Here is a 19,067-nt window from a genome sequence, read left to right as displayed (position 1 = left end):
AAAAAGCCTCGATGCATTTCAGCATCGAGGCTTTCGTTTTTAGAACAGTGTTAGGTACTGATCGCGTTCCCACTCGTGGATCTGCGTTTTGTACATATCCCACTCGATTTCTTTCAATTCATAGAAATGTGCAAGCGCGTGATCGCCAAGCGCGTCGCAGATAACTTCGCTGCGAAGCAGCTCTGTCAACGCTTCTCTCAGATCGCCCGGCAAGCTCGGGATACCTTCGTCGATACGCTCTTCGTCCGTCATCACATAGATGTTACGGTCTGTAGGAGCTGGCAGCGGAGTCTTGTTCTTGATGCCATCAAGGCCGGCTTTCAGCATAACAGCAAGCGCGAGGTAAGGGTTCGCCGCAGGGTCCGGGCTGCGCACTTCGACACGTGTGCTTAGGCCACGGGATGCTGGAATACGAATCATCGGGCTGCGGTTGCTTGCAGACCAAGCTACATAACAAGGTGCTTCGTAACCAGGTACGAGACGCTTGTACGAGTTAACGGTAGGGTTCGTAATCGCTGCGAACGCACGAGCATGGCGGAGTACGCCTGCCATGTAGTAACGAGCCGTTTGGCTAAGGCCAAGCTTATCGCTCTCATCATAGAATGCATTCACGTTGCCGCGGAACAGCGATTGGTGACAGTGCATACCGGAACCGTTCACGCCAAACAGCGGTTTAGGCATGAATGTCGCGTGCAGACCATGTTGACGCGCAATCGTCTTAACGACGAGCTTGAACGTCTGGATTTGGTCCGCAGCTTTAATTGCATCAGCATATTTGAAGTCGATTTCGTGCTGACCTGGAGCCACTTCATGGTGAGAAGCTTCAATCTCGAAGCCCATCTCTTCCAGAGTCAATACGATCTCGCGGCGGCAGTTCTCGCCAAGATCCATCGGAGCAAGGTCGAAGTAACCGCCTTGGTCGTTAAGTTCTGTCGTTGGATTGCCATTCGCATCAGTCTTGAACAGGAAGAATTCTGGCTCTGGACCAACATTCATCGCTGTGTAGCCAAGCTCTTCTGCTTCTTTCAGCGCACGTTTCAGAATACCGCGCGGGTCGCCTGCGAACGGCGTGCCGTCAGGCATATATACGTCACAGATCAAACGGGCAATGCGATCTTCCGCTACCCATGGGAATACAACCCAAGTATCAAGGTCCGGATATAGGTACATATCGGATTCTTCAATACGCACATAACCTTCGATCGAAGAACCGTCAAACATCATTTTGTTATCGAGTGCCTTCTCTAACTGACTAACTGGAATTTCAACGTTCTTAATCGTTCCAAGCAAGTCGGTGAACTGAAGACGAATAAAGCGGACATTCTGTTCCTTGGCGATACGTCTGATGTCATCTTTGGTGTAGCTCACTCAAATCATCTCCTTAGGCGAATGTTTGTTAGTGTTACTTCTTGTTATAGAAACGGGACAGCTGACCTTGAATCATCGAAGCTTTGCCCGGTCTCTTCTCAAGCAGCTGTTGTTTCAGCAAACGGTGCAGCTGTGCATCTGACAGCTCGCGTCGCTTCACTTCAGACAGCTCGCTGACGACTGTCGCGTCTTCGGATTCCTTCGAAACGGGGTTCATCACTTGCTTAATGCCTGCAATGTTAACGCCCTTCTCAATCAATGATTTGATCTCCAATAGCCGCTCTACGTCGTTGAACGAGAAGAGCCGTTGGTTCCCGCCTGTCCGAGCTGGAACAATCAATTCATGCTGCTCATAGTAACGGATCTGCCTAGCGGTCAAGTCAGTCAACTTCATCACGATGCCGATTGGAAACAGCGCCATATTTCTGCGTATTTCGTCACCCATGTCGCATCAACCTTCCAGTATCTGATATATACTTACATTGTACCGCCATGCCAAAAACGTGTCAAGTTGTGTAAGGTTTAATTACAACTAATTCTCGTTCGGCGAGCACAGTTAAAGCATTCAGAACACCATATTTGACGTGGGCATACGTGAGTCCGCCTTGCATATACGCAATATATGGCTCGCGAATAGGAGCGTCCGCAGATAACTCCAAGCTGCCACCCTGCATGAAGGTACCTGCCGCCATGATGACAGGATGTTCATAGCCAGGCATATCCCATGGCTCTGGCACGACATGTGCATCTACAGCGGATGCGCGCTGCACGCCTTGTACGAAAGCGATTAATTGCTCCGCGCGGTCGAATCGGATTGCTTGAATGAGATCCGTACGCGGCGCATCATAACGAGGATTGCTCTCGAATCCAAGCATCTCGAACATCGCAGCGCCAAATACGCTTCCCTTAATCGCTTGTCCCACAAGATGCGGCGCCAAGAAGAATCCTTGATACATTGCCCGAAGCGTGCCGAGCGTTGCCCCAACCTCGCCTCCGATCCCAGGTGCTGTAAGCCGATAAGCGGTTAAGTCCACCGCTTTCTGCGTACCAGCCACATAGCCCCCAGTCGGCGCAAGTCCACCGCCCGGATTCTTAATCAGCGAGCCAGCCATAAGGTCAACGCCTACTTCAGTCGGCTCAAGCTCTTCTGTAAATTCTCCATAGCAGTTATCGACGAACACGTATACATCCGGCTTCAATGCTTTAATCCGCTTTACCATGTCCCCGATCTGAGCCACCGTGTAGGAGGAGCGCCAGTCATAGCCGCGTGAACGCTGAATGCCGATCACTTTCGTGCGTTCATTCATGCGTGCCGCTACCGTCTCCCAATCAATCTCCCCATCAGCGAGCGGCGCCACTTCCCCATATCCGATGCCGAAATCCTGCAAAGAGCCTTTGCCGTCACCTGGCTTGCCAATGACCTTATGCAAGGTGTCGTACGGTCTGCCGGTAATGTAGAGAAGCTCGTCCCCTGGGCGCAGCAGGCCGAACAACGCGCAGCTTATTGTATGTGTACCCGAAACAAAATGCGGCCGAACCAGAGCAGCTTCCGCGCCCATCACATCCGCATAAACAAGATCGAGTATTTCTCTACCCGTATCATTGTATCCATATCCAGTAGATCCATTAAAATGAAAATCACTTACTTTGTGCTTCTGAAACGCTGCGATGACTTTCCACTGATTGCGCTCAGCGATGCCATCAATAGAACGAAAAACAGGGGCGGCCTGCGTCTCCGCAGCCTCCGCCCACTTGGTTAATTCCAGCCAACTTTCACTTTCATGCTGCCTCACGATAGATGTCTCTCCTCAATAGTTCCTTCGTTATACCTGTTCCACGAAAGCTTCCAGCTTATGCCCGTGTACTTCATAATCTTGCTTGCTTAGCTGCACAGTCAGCCGCATATTATCGCCATCTACGGACTGTTCGATGACATCACCGGTCCGGTACACAAGAGCGATGAGATCACCGCGTTCAGCCGGCAGCATAAAGGTCTTCGTATCCCCAGTCAACCGATCTTGAATCGTCTGCTTCAAACGGAGCAATTCATCTTTGTTGAACGCGCTCATGACGAGCGTATCTTGTCCGTTCGCAGGCAGCAGCTGCGATTCGATATCCTCGCACATATCAATCTTGTTATAGATCATCAGCGTCGGCTTGCCGGCCGCTCCGAGATCGCTTAGAATCCGCTCTACTACGCGGATTTGCTCCTCGCGCATAATGGATGAGCTATCAATGACATGCAGAACGAGATCCGCTTCGCATACCTCTTCCAGTGTTGCCCGGAATGCCGCGACCAAGTCATGAGGCAAGTTCTGAATAAATCCAACCGTATCGGTAAGAATCACTTCTTTGCCACTTGGCAGCTCCAGCGTTCTCGAGGTTGGGTCCAAAGTTGCGAACAATTGGTTCTCAACGTAAACATCCGCGGCTGTCAGCTCACGAAGCAGCGTCGATTTGCCGGCATTCGTATAACCAACCAATGCAACCTGCTGTACGCCAGACTTCTTCCTACGTTCACGGTGCAGCGTCCGATGGCGGACAACCTCGTCTAGCACATGCTTCAGATCGGAGATCCGATCCCGGATATGACGGCGATCCGTCTCCAGCTTCGATTCACCGGGACCTCTCGTTCCGATTCCCCCGCCTAGACGGGATAGATTCTTTCCGTGACCAGACAGACGCGGGAGCAAATAGCTCAGCTGTGCCAGCTCCACCTGAATAATTCCCTCGCGAGTCTTCGCCCGCTGAGCAAAGATATCAAGAATGAGCTGCGTCCGATCAATAATCTTCAAATCGAGTGCCTCTTCCAGATTGCGCACCTGCGCTCCGGATAACTCCTGATCGAAGATTGCGGTCGTAGCCCCTAGCTCCTCAGCAACCGCACGCAGCTCCTCGACCTTCCCTTTGCCGATAAACCATTTGGTATCGACTGATTCCTTGTTCTGTGTCAGCGTAGAGAGCACTTCAACTCCCGCCGTCTCGGCCAAGCTGACAAGCTCCTGCAAGGAATGCTCAGGATCGCCGGTGCCCCGCTTGATATCTGGCGTTACCAGACTGACGAGGACCGCCCGATCCTGAAGCTCATTTTCTGTATCGTACGTACTTTGCCGCATACTTGCCATGCAACTCCTTCTCTACTTGCCTTTTACTTCTCCCACTTCAAATCTTCCGGTCGAACAGTCATCAGCTCCTGCTTCCCAGGCGAGCTGCTCGAGTATTGATTCAAGAGGCGCACGGCTTGATGCCTGAACGCTTTCTCAATAATATTGCGTACATACCTTGCGTTGCTGAAAGAAAACATCGACATCGCTTTCTCCTGCATAAGATGCTGCCTCAGCTTGAAGATCGTCTGTGGCATTAGCGTGTAATCCCGATCCTTCGCCATGAGCTCCGCGATCTGAATGAGCTGATCAATCGAGTAATCCGGGAAATCAATCTGGATCGGGAACCTGGAAGGCAGGCCGGGATTCGTCAGCAGGAAATTCTCAATCTCAAGCGGATAGCCGGCCAAGATGAGAACGAACTGATTCCGGTAATCCTCCATCGCCTTCACGAGCGTATCGATCGCTTCCTTGCCAAAATCCTTCTCCCCGCCTCTGGCCAAGCTGTATGCTTCGTCCACAAACAGAACGCCGCCAAGCGCTTTGCGCACAAGATCACGCGTCTTCTGAGCGGTGTGACCGATATACTCGCCAACCAGATCTGCTCGTTCGACCTCGATCATATGCCCCTTCGAGAGGACGCCCATCTTGTTAAACAGCTTCGCGACAATCCGCGCAATTGAAGTCTTGCCTGTCCCCGGATTGCCTGTAAAGATCATATGATACACATGCGAGCCGCCTGACAAGCCTGCGTCTGAACGCATTCGGCTAATCTGCAGCAGCGCATAAATCTCATAAATAAGCAGCTTGACGCTTTCCAAACCAACCATCGGGTCAAGCTCCCGCTGGATCTCGAGGTATGGATCATTCGCGGATAATGGCCTTGCCGCAGCTACCGGCTCGCTATCAAGCGCTTGCGCCGAGCTGCTCGTCGATGCTGCAAAAGACTCACTGCTGCGAAGCACCACATTAATCTGCCGCGAAGGTCTGCCGCTGCCGCCCCCTCCTGTTGATACGACTCGATCGTCCATCTGCTTCATCACCTATCCTTCGCTGGATCATCGGCATCAGTTGCACGTATAATCCATTGTATTCTAGTGATTTCAGCCATATTAACAGTTTTCGAAGCCAGGCTTACAGAACCCTATTCAGAACGAATTCGGCAGCTGTACGCCCATCCGCAGCAGCAGCTCATCAAGCTTCCACTTCGTGAAAGCAAGCACTTCACGCGAATAATTCTTCGCAACGGATAGTACTTGCGACTTGAAGCCAATCGCCACCACATCATTCGAATAATCCAAATACTGCGCAATGTCCAGAGCACGCGGCGCATGGTAATCATGCGTCACGATAAGCAGATGGTTCCACCCCTGCTTACGCGCCAGCGGCTTGCTGAACAGCAAATTCTCATATGTACTGCGCGAATCCGCTTCAAGCACCATCGCTTCAGCAGGAACGCCCTTCGCTGCCAAATAATTGCGCATGCCTTCCGCTTCCGATAAGGTAGAACCGTTATGATCATGTCCGCCGGACAATATGAAATTCGCGAATTTCCCCTGCTTGTACAAATTGAATCCGTAATCAAGCCGTTCTTTCAGGCCGGGGCTTGGCACGTCAGACCATAGGGCTGCACCGAGAATGATCGCTGCGTCCGCCTTCGGAATCGTCTTCGGTGCCTCGTAGCCATTAATGATATAGAGCAAATAGGCACACCAGAATACACCGATTGCGGCACCGAAAGCGACGATCCGCAGCAGGAACCGAATAAACCGGTACCGACTGCGGACGCTGCGCTTTCTAGGCTTCTTTGTAGTTGGAACTGATTTCATGATTCGCTAAGTTCTCCATTCTGAGCAAGTGCTTTGCGATGCTTGAGGCTAAGCGTGAAATATCGGAACCGTCCGTTGCGAATCGTGGACAACAACCTTCCCGCAGTCTTGCGAGCAAGCGCAGCATCCTTGTTCGTAACGGTGCCTTGACTTACTGCTTCCTCAAGCTCATCTTCATCAAGAAGGAACACTTCCCCGGTCGGCAGTACAACGACATCCAGATACAAATCGTCAAACCACGGTACCTGCTGGTCCGTCAGACCTTGCGTCTTGCAAATATCGATATACCATTGAACGACCCGGTTCTTATCATCAAACATCGTCGTCACAACAAAATGTTCACCACGCGGGAAGTGCTGCATCCACAAATATCCGCGGTCAGCGAGGCATAATCTGCGCCCGTTGTATTCTTTCCAAAGCGGTTCACGCAATTCATGGATGCGGTAGAACGTGACAAGTCCTCTGAACTCGTCTGCGTCCATCGAAAGGCACGTATAGCTTCTTCGCAGGATGCGGCGCCAATTGGCTCGGTCAGAAAATTTTCGTTTCATACGGAACGACCTTTCCGTTAGGATCGCGCCAAATGGGACAGCGCGGAAGCACACCTGCAGACCTGACACCACAGTCAGAACGCTGCAGAAGGGTAGATTTCCCTTATTAAAAAAAGCTTACCACATCTTAACGTCCATATTCCAGCGAAGCAGGAAAATAAACCAACCCCTGCTTGCCTCAAAATGCAAAAGGAGAGCAGCATCCGCTGCCCCCCTCCTTAAATCCAAGCTTATTTCTCTGTAATGGTAATCGTCTCGATATGGACATCTTCCGTCGGTTTGCTATCTGTCTGTTCGCCATTGCCTGGACCAACCGGCGTCGCAGCGATTTTCTGTACAACATCCATCCCTGCGGAAACTTTACCGAATATCGTGTAGTTCGGCTGTTGATTCAAGAAATCGGCACCAGCGCCAGTGCAAATAAAGAATTGGCTGCCGCCTGTGTTCTTCTGGCCCGTGTTTGCCATCGCAAGAACGCCATCCTCGAACTTATGGCCATTATTGAACTCATCCGGAACATTATAGCCCGGACCGCCCATGCCAGTACCAGTCGGATCGCCGCCTTGAATCATGAAATCCTGAATGATGCGGTGGAACGGAACACCGTCATAATACTTCTCCTTAGACAAGAAGACGAAGCTGTTAACCGTTTGCGGTGCATCTTTGGCGTATAGGTCAACCGTGAACTCGCCTTTGTTCGTCTTGAAGACCGCACTGTAAGTCTTCGCGGTATCAATGGACATCTCCGGCATCTTCTTCCATTGTTTTGGTGTTTTTGCCGTGTCCGACGAACCTCCTGTTGTCGAATTGTTCGTGTTATCACTAACCGTGCTTTGATTGTTCTGAATCGCATTGTTATCCGGTTTATTGCCGCAGCCAGCTACCACAATTAGCATAGCTGATAGAATGAGTACTAGCGCAGTTCGATTCATCATGTTCGGATGTGCCTCCATGTATCCTGCTTATTAAGGATTCGTAGTCGTTGTTTGATTCGTCGTGCCGCCGCTCTGGTCGTTCGAGCCAGGCTGATCAGGCTGGGTATCGACCGGCAATGTGCCGTTATTCTGACCGCCGCCCGTAGAATTGCCGTCTCCAGTACCCGTGCCTGAACCTGGCGTGCCTCCTGTACCATTGTTAGTACCGGTATTGCCGCCACCTGTTCCTGGCTGAGTCGGCTGATCGCCACCATTACCTGGCGTGTCGGTGCCTCCGTTACCCGGCGTCTGACCATTGTTACCACCGTCACCAGGAGTACCGCCGTTTCCAGGTGTTCCCGTATCGCCATCGCCCGGTGTTTGACCACCGTCTCCTGGCGTTTGACCGCCATTACCTGGCGTCTCATTACCGTTCCCCGGATCGCCAGGCTGTGTTCCATCGTTGCCATTGCCTGGGTTGCCCTCATTGCCATTGCCAGGCGTGCCATCCGTTGGAGGAGGATTAATCTCTACCTCAGGAATATCCACCTTGATTGTCTCAGATGGCGTACCTTCCATCTCCTTCGACGGATCATAGGCTGTGACATAGTACTGATAGCTCATTCCTGGCATAACGCTCATATCGTCCACGCCAGTCGCATCGAGCGCATCCATCAGCTTCGTGAACTGAGCATCGCTCGCTTCTTTACGATAGATTCGGTAGGTCATGCCTGTGCCTTCAACTGGCGACCAAGCCAGCTTCACAAGAGCCGCTTGCTCGTCGTAGACGGCGTTGAAGTTCGTAATGCCAACCGGCGGCTTCTCTTCTTGAACATCGCTTGGCTTCGCGAAGCTTCCCTTCGGCACGCCTTTCATCGCTTCTTTCATAACTTTGCCGAACAATGCTGCGGCTTGAGAACTGCTCTTCTTAATCATATGGTCCTTATCGGTATGATCATAGCCCATCCACACAACGGCCGTCCATTCCGGCGTAAAACCGGCAAACCAGGCATCACGGTTGTATCCATTCACGAGACCTGGAATACCGTTCTGCGTCGTACCGGTCTTGCCTGCTACCGGACGGTCGAGGCGGGCATTAACACCTGTTCCGCCCTTCTCCAAGACAGCCTGCATCATTTCCGTCATATAGTAGGCCGTATCCGTCTTCATTAACTGCTCCGACTTCGGCTCACTATATTGGTACAGCGGATCGCCTTCACTATCTGTAATCTTGACCAAGGAATGCGGATCAACCGATTTGCCTTCATTCGCAAAAGCGCTATACGCCTTCGCCATCTCGAATGGCGTTACCCCGTTCGTCAAACCGCCGAGACCAATCGCCAAGTTGCGGTCTTGCGTGCTATCGAGTGTAAAGCCCATTTTGTCCGCGAATCTCAGTCCGGTCTTCACTCCAATTTCATTCAGAAGCCATACTGCAGATGCATTACGCGATTCCTTGAGCGACTGCTTCATTTGGATCGGACCGACGTACTTGATCTTATTCGAATCGGTCGGACAGTAGGAGCCATAGCAAGCCTTCGTATCCTGCAAGATCGACCATGGGAACCAGTCACCTGAGTCAATTGCTGGACCATACACGGTGATTGGCTTAAACGAAGAACCCGGCTGACGCGGCACAAGTACGCGGTTCAACCCTTTCTTCACATAATCGCGACCGCCGACAAGTCCTTGAATCTCGCCATTCCGATGGTCAACGATAATCATCGCGGCTTGCTCCTGCTGCTCATCGACACTCTTCTCGAAGTTGTCGTCGTCCTCGAACTGTTTCTCAGCCGCGGATTGAGCCTGCGTATTCAGCGTCGTGTAGATGTTATAGCCGCCGCTGCGGAGCTGCTCTTCCGTCAAACCGCTGACGCGCTCAGCTTCGTTAATGACGAAGTCGAGGAATGCCGGGTACGTATCGCTCGACGTCTTCGGATGCTCAACCGGAACGTACTTAACCGCCTTCGCTTCATCATACTGCGCCTGCGTAATGTACTCCTGATCAAGCATCAGCTTCAGAACAACGCCGCGCCGCTCCATCGAATCCTCTGGATTGTTAATCGGGTTGTAGTTTCCAGGCGCCTTCGGAATACCCGCAAGCGTCGCCATCTGCCACAGTTGCAAGTCTTTCAAGTCGGTATTGAAGTAGTACTTGGCTGCAGATTTAATCCCGTATACCCCTTTGCCGAAATAAATCCGGTTCAGGTACATCGTAATAATCTCATCTTTCGTCTTCTTATGCTCTAACGCGACTGCGATAGAGGCTTCCGTCGCTTTACGGAAGAACGTCTTGTCTTGCGTCAGGAACAAGTTCTTCGCGAGCTGCTGCGTAATCGTACTGCCGCCTTCAACGGCGCTGCGCGCTACAACGTCTCTTACAATCGCACGTCCGATGGACCATAGGTCAATGCCGGAGTGCTCCTCGAACCGCCGATCCTCTGTCGCGATTACAGCTTCGCGCATCAGCTCCGGAATCTCAGCGAATTCCACGTTCTCGCGATTACCGCCCGCCTGATAAAGCTTCGTAACCTCTTTGCCTTGCGAATCATAGATCGTGGACGCTTCCGGAAGTACGAATTTATCTTGATTCTCGGCGAGAATGCGTTCACCGTTCAGAATAATTAACAAATACCCTATAATGCCGCAAACGACTGCTATCGCGCCTGTGAAGAACAACCAAATCGCTGCCTTCCGGCGATTGACGCGCTTCTTGCCTTTCTTGCCGGGCTTCCCCTTCTTCTCCGCCTTACTGCTCCTCGTGCTGCGTGGTCCTTCAGTCATCTGTAAGGTCCCCTCCAGTTCTTCCGTGAGATATCCTCTCTCTCTATTTATACCCTATATGTGTAAACGGCAACGGTCCATATTGAAACGACTGCAGCGTTCGGCCGTGACAAAAAGAAACAACCCCGCATGAGCGCAAGGGTTGCTCTTTCTTGCCGCTATCCAATTAAACGTAACATGGTTTGAAAAAGTTTCAATCTTGCTTTCATTAACAATTAAGCTTCGTTGTTCTCTTGAATCTGCATTAGCGAAACGTTGCGTTGTGGGGTAAAGGTCGAGATCGCATGCTTGTACACCATTTGCTGACGTCCTTCGCTGTCAATGACGATCGTAAAGTTGTCGAACGCCTTGATGACACCGCGGATTTGGAAGCCATTCGTCAGGTAAACAGTCACCGGCACACTGTCTTTGCGAAGTTGATTCAGAAATGTATCCTGAATATTGATTGATTTGTTCATTGTATTTTACCCCCATCGTCAAAAGGTTGGTTAAAAGTATATTCAAGATTCATCCTAAACTTTCCTGCTATTATAGCATGAATCAATTTCAAATTCTTGTTAAAGTTTTCCGAACTGTCGATCCAGTGAATATCCTTCATATGCCGGAACCACGAGAGTTGACGCTTGGCGAACCTGCGCGTGTCCCGCTTTAGCATCTCGACTGCTTCCTCTAGCGTCAGATGTCCTTCCAGGTAGAGAACGATTTCTTTGTAGCCGAGTCCATGCATGGACACTGCATTCGAGGGCACCCCTCTGGCGAGCAGCCCGCGCACCTCTTCAACCAGCCCCTCTTCGATCATCGCATCGACGCGCTGATTAATCCGCTCATACAGAACTGCGCGGTCCATGGTAAGTCCGATAATACACAGTTCGAAGGGCGATTCTTTTTTCTGTCCTTCGAGCTGCTCGGATACGGTGCCGCCAGTCAAATGATGCACTTCAAGCGCACGAATGACGCGCCGCTGATCATTCGGATGCAGTCGCTCCGCAGCAACAGGATCGACCGCGCGAAGACGCTCGTGAAGCGCTTCGGTGCCGTGGGAGAGCGTGAAGAGACGCATCTCCTCGCGGAACTCGTCATCCCCGCCGACATCAGCGAAGTCGTAGCCATAACAGACCGACTCCACGTAGAGACCGGTTCCGCCTACGATGAATGGCAGTTTGCCTCGGCTCGTAATGTCCGGAATAAGCGCCCCGCAGCGCTCCTGAAATTCTGCAACAGAGAACGGATGCTCCGGTTCGCAAATATCAATCAGATGATGGGGAATGCCTTCCCGCTCCTCTGGCTTGATCTTCGCAGTGCCAATATCCATTCCTTTATACACTTGTATGGAATCGCCCGAGATGATCTCGGCGTTCCAAGTTTTCGCAATATCTAGACTCATTCTCGTTTTGCCGACTGCTGTCGGGCCGATGAGCACGAGCAGCTTTGGTTTGCCGCTATCATTGGATGCTGAGCTCATGTTGGCAGGATCACTCCGTAAGCAATTTTGTTTATATGCTGGCGCTTGAAGCCGAGCCGCTCGAACTCGCCGCTTGCTGCATGCTCCTTGAGCACAACGGCTTTGCGAGCAACGCGCAACGCCTCCCGAACCGATTGTTCGCTAAGCGCCTCGTTATTCGCTAGTCCTCTTAACGGCTGAAGCGCAGACGAATCGTGCATCGGCTTGCGGAACATCGGGTCGAAATAGACGATATCGACACTCTTGTCTGGAAGCTGCTTCAGATATTCGAGATGATTCGTGTTGCGCATCTGGATCCGGCGAAAGGCTTCGTTCACGTCTGCATGCTCCGTGGAATAGGATTGCAGCCCTTCTCTTACGACAGTAAAGAGCATAGGTTCGCTCTCGATTGCCGTCACCGAGCCTGCCGCGCCGACTGCATAGGAGAATACGATCGAATCCGATCCAAGCCCAGCCGTACAATCGACGACGACATCGCCAGGCTCGCAGCCTGTCAACGTCATGAGCGGATCACGCTCGCCCTTGCGCATTCGTTTCACCCGGACATAAGCCATACTGGGATGAAAATACAGCGGCTCCTCCGATTCCTCATAATAGCGCAAGCCCTTCTCATCTGCAACAAGAAGGCGGTTATCGCCGTACTTCTCCCGAAGGAGCGTTAGCGAGTCTTGCTTACGCGGCACAAGTCTGCCGCCAAGCTCTGCTGCAATCTTCTGCGCGTAAGCAAGCTGCTCTTGCGTAGGTTTATGAGTTGTGGTGACGATCATGACATCACCCGCTTAAACATTTTTTCCAGCTGATAGGTTGTCATATGGACGACAATCGGTCTGCCATGCGGGCATGTATACGGCTGAATGCAAGCCGCGAGTCGCTTCAACAGCCCTTCGCCTTCCTCGCGCGTCAGCCTGTCATTCGCTTTAATGGACGCTTTGCAGGAGCACATAATGGCGGATTTCTCGCGCATCTTGCCGATATCGACAGCTCCGCGCTCGCTGATCAGCCATTCCGCCATCTCTTCGATGACATTATGCTCTTCGCCTGCCGGCAGCCACTCCGGATAAGAGCGCACCAGGAAGGTGTGTGCGCCGAACGGTTCAAGCTCGACACCGGCTTCAAGCAAGTGATGAAGCTTGTTCTTCAGCGCATTCGCTTCGGTAGCTGTAAATTCCAGCGTCAGCGGCACAAGCAGCTGCTGGCTAGCCTGCTCCGGTCTTGCGAATTTGTCAAAATAGTACTCATAATTGATTCGCTCATGCGCAGCATGCTGGTCGATGAGGAAGAGCCCTTCCTCATTCTGCGCGATGATGTACGTGCCGTGCAGCTGGCCGATCCAGTACAGCTCCGGGAAGACGGGAGCGTCACCGCGATCGCTCATCTGCTTACCGCCTGCATCATAGGCTGTTCCCGCTGCGGCAGACTCGCGAACGACAGGCTCTTCGCGCTGAACGCTCGGCGGCGCATATAGCCGCTCTGTCGCATCCCGCGGTACAGCTTGGCGACTCATCGCTTGCGCTTGCCAGTCGTTCGCGGTTCCGCGGTTGCTTGCTGCAGCATTGCCGAATGTGTTTGACGAGCCTAGCGTTGTCGCGGGAGCTGGAGCCGAAGTGCTTGATGGACGCTGGGGAGCAGCTGTATAGCTGCTGCTTGCCGTAGTATCCGATTGCGCTGCGGCAAATGATTGCTCAGCAACTTCGAGCGCTGCTGCAATCTCCTTCCCCGTAACGGGCAGTGCTGGCCGCGTCGACCCTGCTTGTTCCTGCTCCGGCTTCACGAATGCCGTCTCCGGCGAACCGGTTACGCCTGTGCCGAAGCTGGCTTCAGGCTGATGGAATGAGATACGGTCCTGAATATAGACCGGCTTCGAACGTTCAGTCGGCTGCGCAGGACCTGGGATGTGCCGCTGCTTGCCGAGGGCCCGCTTCACCGCCTCTTCGATGAACTCTCGCAGCTCCGCTTCCTTGCTGAAACGGACTTCCATCTTGGAAGGATGAACGTTCACATCGAGCAAGCTCGGATGCATGCCAAGCTCCAAGACAACAAGCGGGAATCGATTGATCGGCAACAGCGTGTGATATGCCTGCATGATCGCTTGATTAATGATGAAGCTCTTAATATAGCGACCGTTGACTACGATCGTGATGCCATTACGGTTCGAGCGTGTCTGCTCCGGCTTCGAGATGTAGCCGCGCAGTTCATAGTCTGGATGCTCGCCCTGGACGGGTAGCATCGCCTTTGCTGTTGCCGTGCCATAAATCGCGGCGAAGGCTTGAAGCCGATCGCCGCTGCCAAGCGTACGCAGCAGCAGGCTGCCGTTATGCTTCAACGTGAATGCGATGCCCGGATGAGCTAGCGCCAGCCGGTTGACATAATCGGCAATGTGACCGATCTCGGTCTGGATCGTCTTCATATACTTAAGCCTGGCAGGCGTATTATAAAACAGCTCGCGGACGCTAATGTCCGTTCCTTGCGGAGCGTTCGTTTCTTCGTTCGCGGTAATGGTGCCGCCTTCGATAACCAGCTTGCGCCCAAGACCCGAATTATCCGGCGAGGATACGCATTCCACTCGCGCCACAGCCGCGATACTCGGCAGCGCTTCGCCTCTAAAGCCGAGGCTTGCAATTCGGAACAAATCTTTACTGGAAGAGAGCTTGCTTGTCGCATGACGGTAGAACGCAGTCTCGATATCGTCACCTTCGATGCCGGAACCGTTATCTGTGACGCGCACGAGCGCAAGACCGCCGTCTTCAATGACGATATCAATCGTCGTACTTCCCGCATCGACTGCGTTCTCGACAAGCTCTTTCACAACGGAAGACGGCCGTTCAACTACCTCACCGGCAGCAATTTGGTTGGCAAGCTGCTCGTCCAATACGCGGATTTTGCTCATCTTACGCAGCACCTCCTACTTGTCTTCGTGAAGCTTTAATTTCATGTCATTCAAGAATTGCATCGCCTGCATCGGCGTCATATTAAATAGATCGAGCTTGCGCAGCTGCTCTGCTACCTGCTCGGCGCGAGAATTCCCCTTGCGGTGTTTGCCCGCATCAGCAACGACTGGCTCTTCGAAGATCGAGAGCTGCACGACTCCGCCAGCTCCTGAAGTCAACGGAAGTTCAGCCGGTTCCTCGGCAACAAGTACAGGTGCAGGCGCGATAGTCACTTGCTCCAGCGCTGGCGCGACGTACTTCGCTGCCGACTCGGCAGCTTGATCCGCGTGCTGCGGCTGTGCCGGCGATTTCCACGCGACAGCTGCTGCTGCAACCGCTGCGGCATCCTCTTGCGATGTATGCAGCTCAAGCAGCGAATAAGCGCGCTCGATAATGCTGCCAGGCAATCCGGCCAGCTGAGCGCAATAGATGCCGTAGCTGCTTCCCGCTGCTCCTGGCACGAGCTTGCGCAGGAACGTGACATTATCGCCCGTTTCCTGTACCGCCATACAAGCATTCGCCAGATGCGGCAGCGTCTCGCTTAAGTGGGCCAGCTCATGGAAGTGCGTCGACACTAGTGCTTTGCAGCCAACCTCGTGATGGACGAATTCAATGACCGCTTGCGCGATCGCCATTCCTTCACCTGTCGATGTGCCTCGGCCCAACTCGTCGATGATGACCAAGCTTTGCGCCGTTGCTTTGTCCGTCATGATTTGAATATCCTTCATCTCTACCATGAACGTACTTTGACCGCCGATAAGGTCATCCGCCGCGCCGATCCGCGTGAAGATACGGTCAATTAGCGGCACCTCCGCATGCTTCGCCGGAACGAAGCAGCCGATCTGTGCCATGATGCTGATTAATGCAACTTGGCGCATGTACGTGCTTTTACCTGCCATATTCGGACCTGTGATGAGCAGCATCGAAGCATTGCTATCGTCCTTCACGAGCGTCGTGTCGTTCGCGATAAATGCCGAGCCCTCCATCACCGCTTCAACAACCGGATGGCGACCCTCACGCACGACGAAGCTATATTCATCGGTCACAATTGGCTTCACATAGCGCTGCTCGCCACTGACCGTTGCAAGCGATTGATACACGTCAAGCGCTGCAATGACTTCTGCCAGCTTCTGCAATCGGTGCAGATGCGCAGTCAAATGCTCCCGCAGCTCGACGAACTTGGCATACTCGAGATCGACCATTTTGTCCTCTGCTTCGAGAATGAGCGTCTCTTTCTCCTTGAGCTCCGGCGTAACGTAACGCTCTGCATTCGTCAGCGTTTGTTTTCGCTCATAGCGCCCTTCCGGCAGCATGCCGATGTTCGCTTTGGACACTTCCAAGTAGTATCCGAACACTTTGTTGTAGCCAATCTTCAACGACTTGATGCCGGTCGCCTCACGCTCACGACGTTCGAGCTCAGCAAGCCACTTCTTGCCGTTCACGCTCGCTTCGCGCAGCTCATCCAAATAGCTGTCGTAGCCTGCGCGGATCAAGCCGCCTTCCCTGACAGAAACCGGCGGCTCCTCAACGATGACGGTCTCAATCATCTCAGCGAGATCGGCACAAGCATCAACGCCCTCGACCAGCTTGCGCAGCGTTTCCGAATCGGAGTCCACGCACAATGCTGCCAGTGCTGGCACATGCTGCAGCGAAGTCTTGAGCGCATTAAGATCGCGTCCGTTCGCGCTGCCATAGGCGACCCGTCCAACCAGACGTTCAAGGTCATAGATCTCATTCAATTCATGGCGAAGCTCATCTCGCAAAATAAAGCTGTGATACAGCTTGTCCACCGCTTCCAGCCGTTCATCAATGGCCGACTTCGAGAGCAGCGGCTTGTCGATCCAGCGGCGAAGCAGACGTGCTCCCATCGAAGTGCGCGTACGATCCAGCAACCAGAGGAGCGAGCCTTTCTTGTTGCGGTCACGTACGGTTTCCGTCAGCTCAAGATTCCGTCTTGTAAACGGATCAAGAATCATATATTGATTAGGCTCGTAGACCGAGATGCGTCGTACATGCCCAAGAGAGCGCTTCTGCGTCTCATCGAGATAGCCGGTCAACAGGCTTACAGCGCGATGTCTAGCAGGATTCAGAGCGTCAAGCGCAAGCTGGCTGAACTGCTCGGATAGTCTGCGGGAGTCCATTGGAGCCCGTTCCGTAAACAGGACAGGGCGATTCCACGTCGATGCAGCAGGTCGCAGAAGTTCCAGCGCTTCAGCATCACCGACGAGTTCAGATGGATGGTACACGTTCACCTCGTCATACAGCGACTCTGCAGTCGCTGCGAATGAAGTGACATACAATTCACCTGTCGTGAGGTCACAAGCCGCCACGCCAAAAACACCGTCTTGGAGCGAAGCTGCCACGATGAAGTTATTCGCTTTATCCGCAAGCGACTTCGTCTCCATAACCGTACCTGGGGTTACGACGCGAATGATTTCGCGGCGGACGACGCCTTTTGCAGCCGAAGGGTCTTCGACTTGCTCGCATATCGCGACTTTATAGCCTTTTTCAATTAAACGGGCGATGTAATTGTCAGCGGAATGATAGGGAACGCCGCACATCGGGATCTTCTTGTCCCCGCCGCCTTCACGGCCCGTTAATGTAATCTCAAGCTCGCGCGACGCGTTAATCGCATCGTCGAAGAACATCTCATAGAAATCACCTAAGCGAAAAAAAAGAATCGCGTCCTGCGCGCCCTCTTTTATCCCTAGATATTGTTGAATCATGGGGGTATATGCAGTCATGCCGATCCTCCTATAGATATGAGCGATAAACAACAGACTTTTATTATAGCAGAAAAGCTACCCCGCTTGGAGTTTACTGACTTCGTATAAAATGTAATCAAACAAAATGTGCATTTCGAGTAAAGTGAGCAATTTGTTTACTAGAATTACATGTACAATTTGCACAACACATTATATAATCTAGCCATTCGTAAGCGATTACATCTTTTCTTCCATTAGAATGGAATACCGAATAAGGAGATGAATATCTGTGCTGAACACCATTTCCGAGCTGCGGAGCGTAACTTCGAAGCAGTTCACGACGTTCGATCCGCATACGAAGAGCAAGACCAGACGAATCGAACCTGGCGCACCTGCCACGACGCTCATTGAAAGCGACAAACCGGGGATGATTACGCGGATGTGGCTCACTTTTCCCGGCTGGTTCTGGAGGCACTGGGATTCGAAAGCAAAGAACGATCCCTCTACTTTGAAAAAGCTTATTCTTCGCATTTATTGGGACGGCGAGCAGCACCCATCCGTAGAAGCGCCTGTCGGTGATTTTTTCGGCAACGGCCATTGCGAGTTCCGCCATTATGTATCCCGTTACTTGGGCATGTCGAGCGGCGGGTTCTACTGTTACTTCCCAATGCCCTACAATAAAGTTCGGATCGAGCTGGAAAATCTGCATGAGAGCATTCCGTGCGACGTTTTCTTTAACGCCAATTACGAGGAATATGATGAGCCACAACCCGGACAAGGCCGGTTCCATTGCCTGTTCCAGACGAATCGCCTGAACGGATCCGATCCGCTGCCGCTGCTCGACATCCAAGGAAGCGGTCATTATGTCGGCTGCGCATTGTCCATGCAGGGCGAAGAGTTGAATTACTTATCTTATTTGGAGGCGCCGGAGTACATCCATATTGATACGGATAGTGACGAACCGACGATTGTGGGAACAGGGCTTGAGGATTATTTTAACGGGGGCTGGTACTTCCGCGACGGCGAATTCCATAGCGAGCTGCACGGCGTGCCGCTCAAAGACACGCTGCGTTCCATGATCAGCATGTACCGATTCCATGAGCGCGACGCGATTGCATTCAAGGAAAATCTGCGAATTTCCTTCGTTAATCCGTGGGAAGCGAAGCATCTGAAGCCCTACTGGTATTCGTCCACGGCATATTGGTATCAGGACCGCGCGGCGGCTCTGCCTGCGAAGCTGCCCATTGACAGGCTGATGAGCTTATACCGCATTCGCGATACGGATCATCAATCTTATCCGTAAGAGCTTTCGCTATCTGCTCCTCTGCCAAAGCGCTTATTGGGCTCAAATCGATTGATTTCGATGCCGATAATGCCAAATAGGCGCTCTGACAACCGTTAGCGCAGCTACTGCGTTTGGACT

At 52.5% G+C, this 19,067-nt stretch carries 15 protein-coding genes; 1 reads left to right on the top strand and 14 read right to left on the bottom strand.

The annotated features are described in order from the left end of the window. Positions 1-39 precede the first annotated feature (39 nt). The 14 genes from glnA to mutS form a co-directional block, all read right to left on the bottom strand. Positions 40-1,368, bottom strand: coding sequence for a type I glutamate--ammonia ligase (gene glnA / locus AC0YNX_RS03205; RefSeq protein ID WP_475814186.1), 1,329 nt, complete (start codon positions 1,366-1,368; stop codon positions 40-42). Between the two features lie 34 nt (positions 1,369-1,402). Next, entirely contained in the window at positions 1,403-1,813 is a 411-nt protein-coding gene (locus AC0YNX_RS03200) for a MerR family transcriptional regulator (RefSeq protein ID WP_116192470.1), read from the bottom strand. Positions 1,814-1,874: 61 nt separating this feature from the next. Then, complete coding sequence (locus tag AC0YNX_RS03195) at positions 1,875-3,134, bottom strand: methionine gamma-lyase family protein (protein WP_475815171.1); 1,260 nt, start codon at positions 3,132-3,134, stop codon at positions 1,875-1,877. 57 nt (positions 3,135-3,191) lie between these two features. Continuing rightward, positions 3,192-4,484 (bottom strand): GTPase HflX, encoded by a 1,293-nt coding sequence (gene hflX / locus AC0YNX_RS03190; protein WP_475814185.1) that lies wholly within the window; start codon positions 4,482-4,484, stop codon positions 3,192-3,194. A 32-nt stretch (positions 4,485-4,516) separates the two neighbouring features. Beyond that, positions 4,517-5,503: an AAA family ATPase gene (locus AC0YNX_RS03185; RefSeq protein WP_475814184.1), complete on the bottom strand. Its 987-nt coding sequence runs from the start codon at positions 5,501-5,503 to the stop codon at positions 4,517-4,519. Between the two features lie 117 nt (positions 5,504-5,620). Continuing rightward, positions 5,621-6,301, bottom strand: a complete 681-nt coding sequence (locus AC0YNX_RS03180; protein ID WP_475814183.1) for a YdcF family protein — start codon at positions 6,299-6,301, stop codon at positions 5,621-5,623. After that, complete coding sequence (locus AC0YNX_RS03175; protein ID WP_475814182.1) at positions 6,298-6,852, bottom strand: ribonuclease FAU-1 family protein; 555 nt, start codon at positions 6,850-6,852, stop codon at positions 6,298-6,300. The genes AC0YNX_RS03180 and AC0YNX_RS03175 overlap by 4 nt, the downstream gene beginning before the upstream one ends. A gap of 230 nt (positions 6,853-7,082) precedes the next feature. Beyond that, the gene (locus tag AC0YNX_RS03170) at positions 7,083-7,784 is read right to left on the bottom strand and encodes a peptidylprolyl isomerase (protein WP_475815170.1); all 702 of its coding nucleotides are present in this window, start codon (positions 7,782-7,784) and stop codon (positions 7,083-7,085) included. 33 nt (positions 7,785-7,817) lie between these two features. Further along, a complete protein-coding gene (locus AC0YNX_RS03165; RefSeq protein ID WP_475814181.1) occupies positions 7,818-10,550 on the bottom strand; it encodes a transglycosylase domain-containing protein in 2,733 nt (910 codons plus the stop codon). 215 nt (positions 10,551-10,765) lie between these two features. Beyond that, on the bottom strand, positions 10,766-11,008 hold the full coding sequence (hfq, locus tag AC0YNX_RS03160; protein WP_090573234.1) for an RNA chaperone Hfq: 243 nt from the start codon (positions 11,006-11,008) through the stop codon (positions 10,766-10,768). After that, on the bottom strand, positions 11,005-12,012 hold the full coding sequence (gene miaA / locus AC0YNX_RS03155) for a tRNA (adenosine(37)-N6)-dimethylallyltransferase MiaA (RefSeq protein ID WP_475814180.1): 1,008 nt from the start codon (positions 12,010-12,012) through the stop codon (positions 11,005-11,007). The genes hfq and miaA overlap by 4 nt, the downstream gene beginning before the upstream one ends. Beyond that, positions 12,009-12,779: a class I SAM-dependent methyltransferase gene (locus AC0YNX_RS03150; RefSeq protein WP_475814179.1), complete on the bottom strand. Its 771-nt coding sequence runs from the start codon at positions 12,777-12,779 to the stop codon at positions 12,009-12,011. The genes miaA and AC0YNX_RS03150 overlap by 4 nt, the downstream gene beginning before the upstream one ends. After that, positions 12,776-14,899 (bottom strand): DNA mismatch repair endonuclease MutL, encoded by a 2,124-nt coding sequence (gene mutL, locus AC0YNX_RS03145; RefSeq protein ID WP_475814178.1) that lies wholly within the window; start codon positions 14,897-14,899, stop codon positions 12,776-12,778. The genes AC0YNX_RS03150 and mutL overlap by 4 nt, the downstream gene beginning before the upstream one ends. Positions 14,900-14,914: 15 nt before the next feature. Continuing rightward, complete coding sequence (mutS, locus tag AC0YNX_RS03140) at positions 14,915-17,683, bottom strand: DNA mismatch repair protein MutS (RefSeq protein WP_475814177.1); 2,769 nt, start codon at positions 17,681-17,683, stop codon at positions 14,915-14,917. Positions 17,684-17,933: 250 nt separating this feature from the next. Between mutS and AC0YNX_RS03135 the strand changes: the two genes are divergently transcribed. Beyond that, a complete protein-coding gene (locus tag AC0YNX_RS03135) occupies positions 17,934-18,947 on the top strand; it encodes a glycoside hydrolase family 172 protein (protein WP_475814176.1) in 1,014 nt (337 codons plus the stop codon). The last annotated feature ends 120 nt before the right edge of the window (positions 18,948-19,067 follow it).

The organism is Paenibacillus sp. J31R98 (genome assembly GCF_056269245.1).
The sequence above is the reverse complement of the archived record's forward strand: the minus strand, read 5'-3'. Positions and strand labels throughout refer to the sequence as shown.

Coding starts and splice junctions, on each gene's coding strand:
- AC0YNX_RS03200 (WP_116192470.1), bottom strand. CDS start 1,813: ATGGGTGACGAAATACGCAGAAATATGGCGCTGTTTCCAATCGGCATC.
- hflX (WP_475814185.1), bottom strand. CDS start 4,484: ATGCGGCAAAGTACGTACGATACAGAAAATGAGCTTCAGGATCGGGCG.
- AC0YNX_RS03185 (WP_475814184.1), bottom strand. CDS start 5,503: ATGGACGATCGAGTCGTATCAACAGGAGGGGGCGGCAGCGGCAGACCT.
- AC0YNX_RS03180 (WP_475814183.1), bottom strand. CDS start 6,301: ATGAAATCAGTTCCAACTACAAAGAAGCCTAGAAAGCGCAGCGTCCGC.
- AC0YNX_RS03175 (WP_475814182.1), bottom strand. CDS start 6,852: ATGAAACGAAAATTTTCTGACCGAGCCAATTGGCGCCGCATCCTGCGA.
- AC0YNX_RS03170 (WP_475815170.1), bottom strand. CDS start 7,784: ATGAATCGAACTGCGCTAGTACTCATTCTATCAGCTATGCTAATTGTG.
- AC0YNX_RS03165 (WP_475814181.1), bottom strand. CDS start 10,550: ATGACTGAAGGACCACGCAGCACGAGGAGCAGTAAGGCGGAGAAGAAG.
- hfq (WP_090573234.1), bottom strand. CDS start 11,008: ATGAACAAATCAATCAATATTCAGGATACATTTCTGAATCAACTTCGC.
- miaA (WP_475814180.1), bottom strand. CDS start 12,012: ATGAGCTCAGCATCCAATGATAGCGGCAAACCAAAGCTGCTCGTGCTC.
- AC0YNX_RS03150 (WP_475814179.1), bottom strand. CDS start 12,779: ATGATCGTCACCACAACTCATAAACCTACGCAAGAGCAGCTTGCTTAC.
- mutL (WP_475814178.1), bottom strand. CDS start 14,899: ATGAGCAAAATCCGCGTATTGGACGAGCAGCTTGCCAACCAAATTGCT.
- mutS (WP_475814177.1), bottom strand. CDS start 17,683: ATGACTGCATATACCCCCATGATTCAACAATATCTAGGGATAAAAGAG.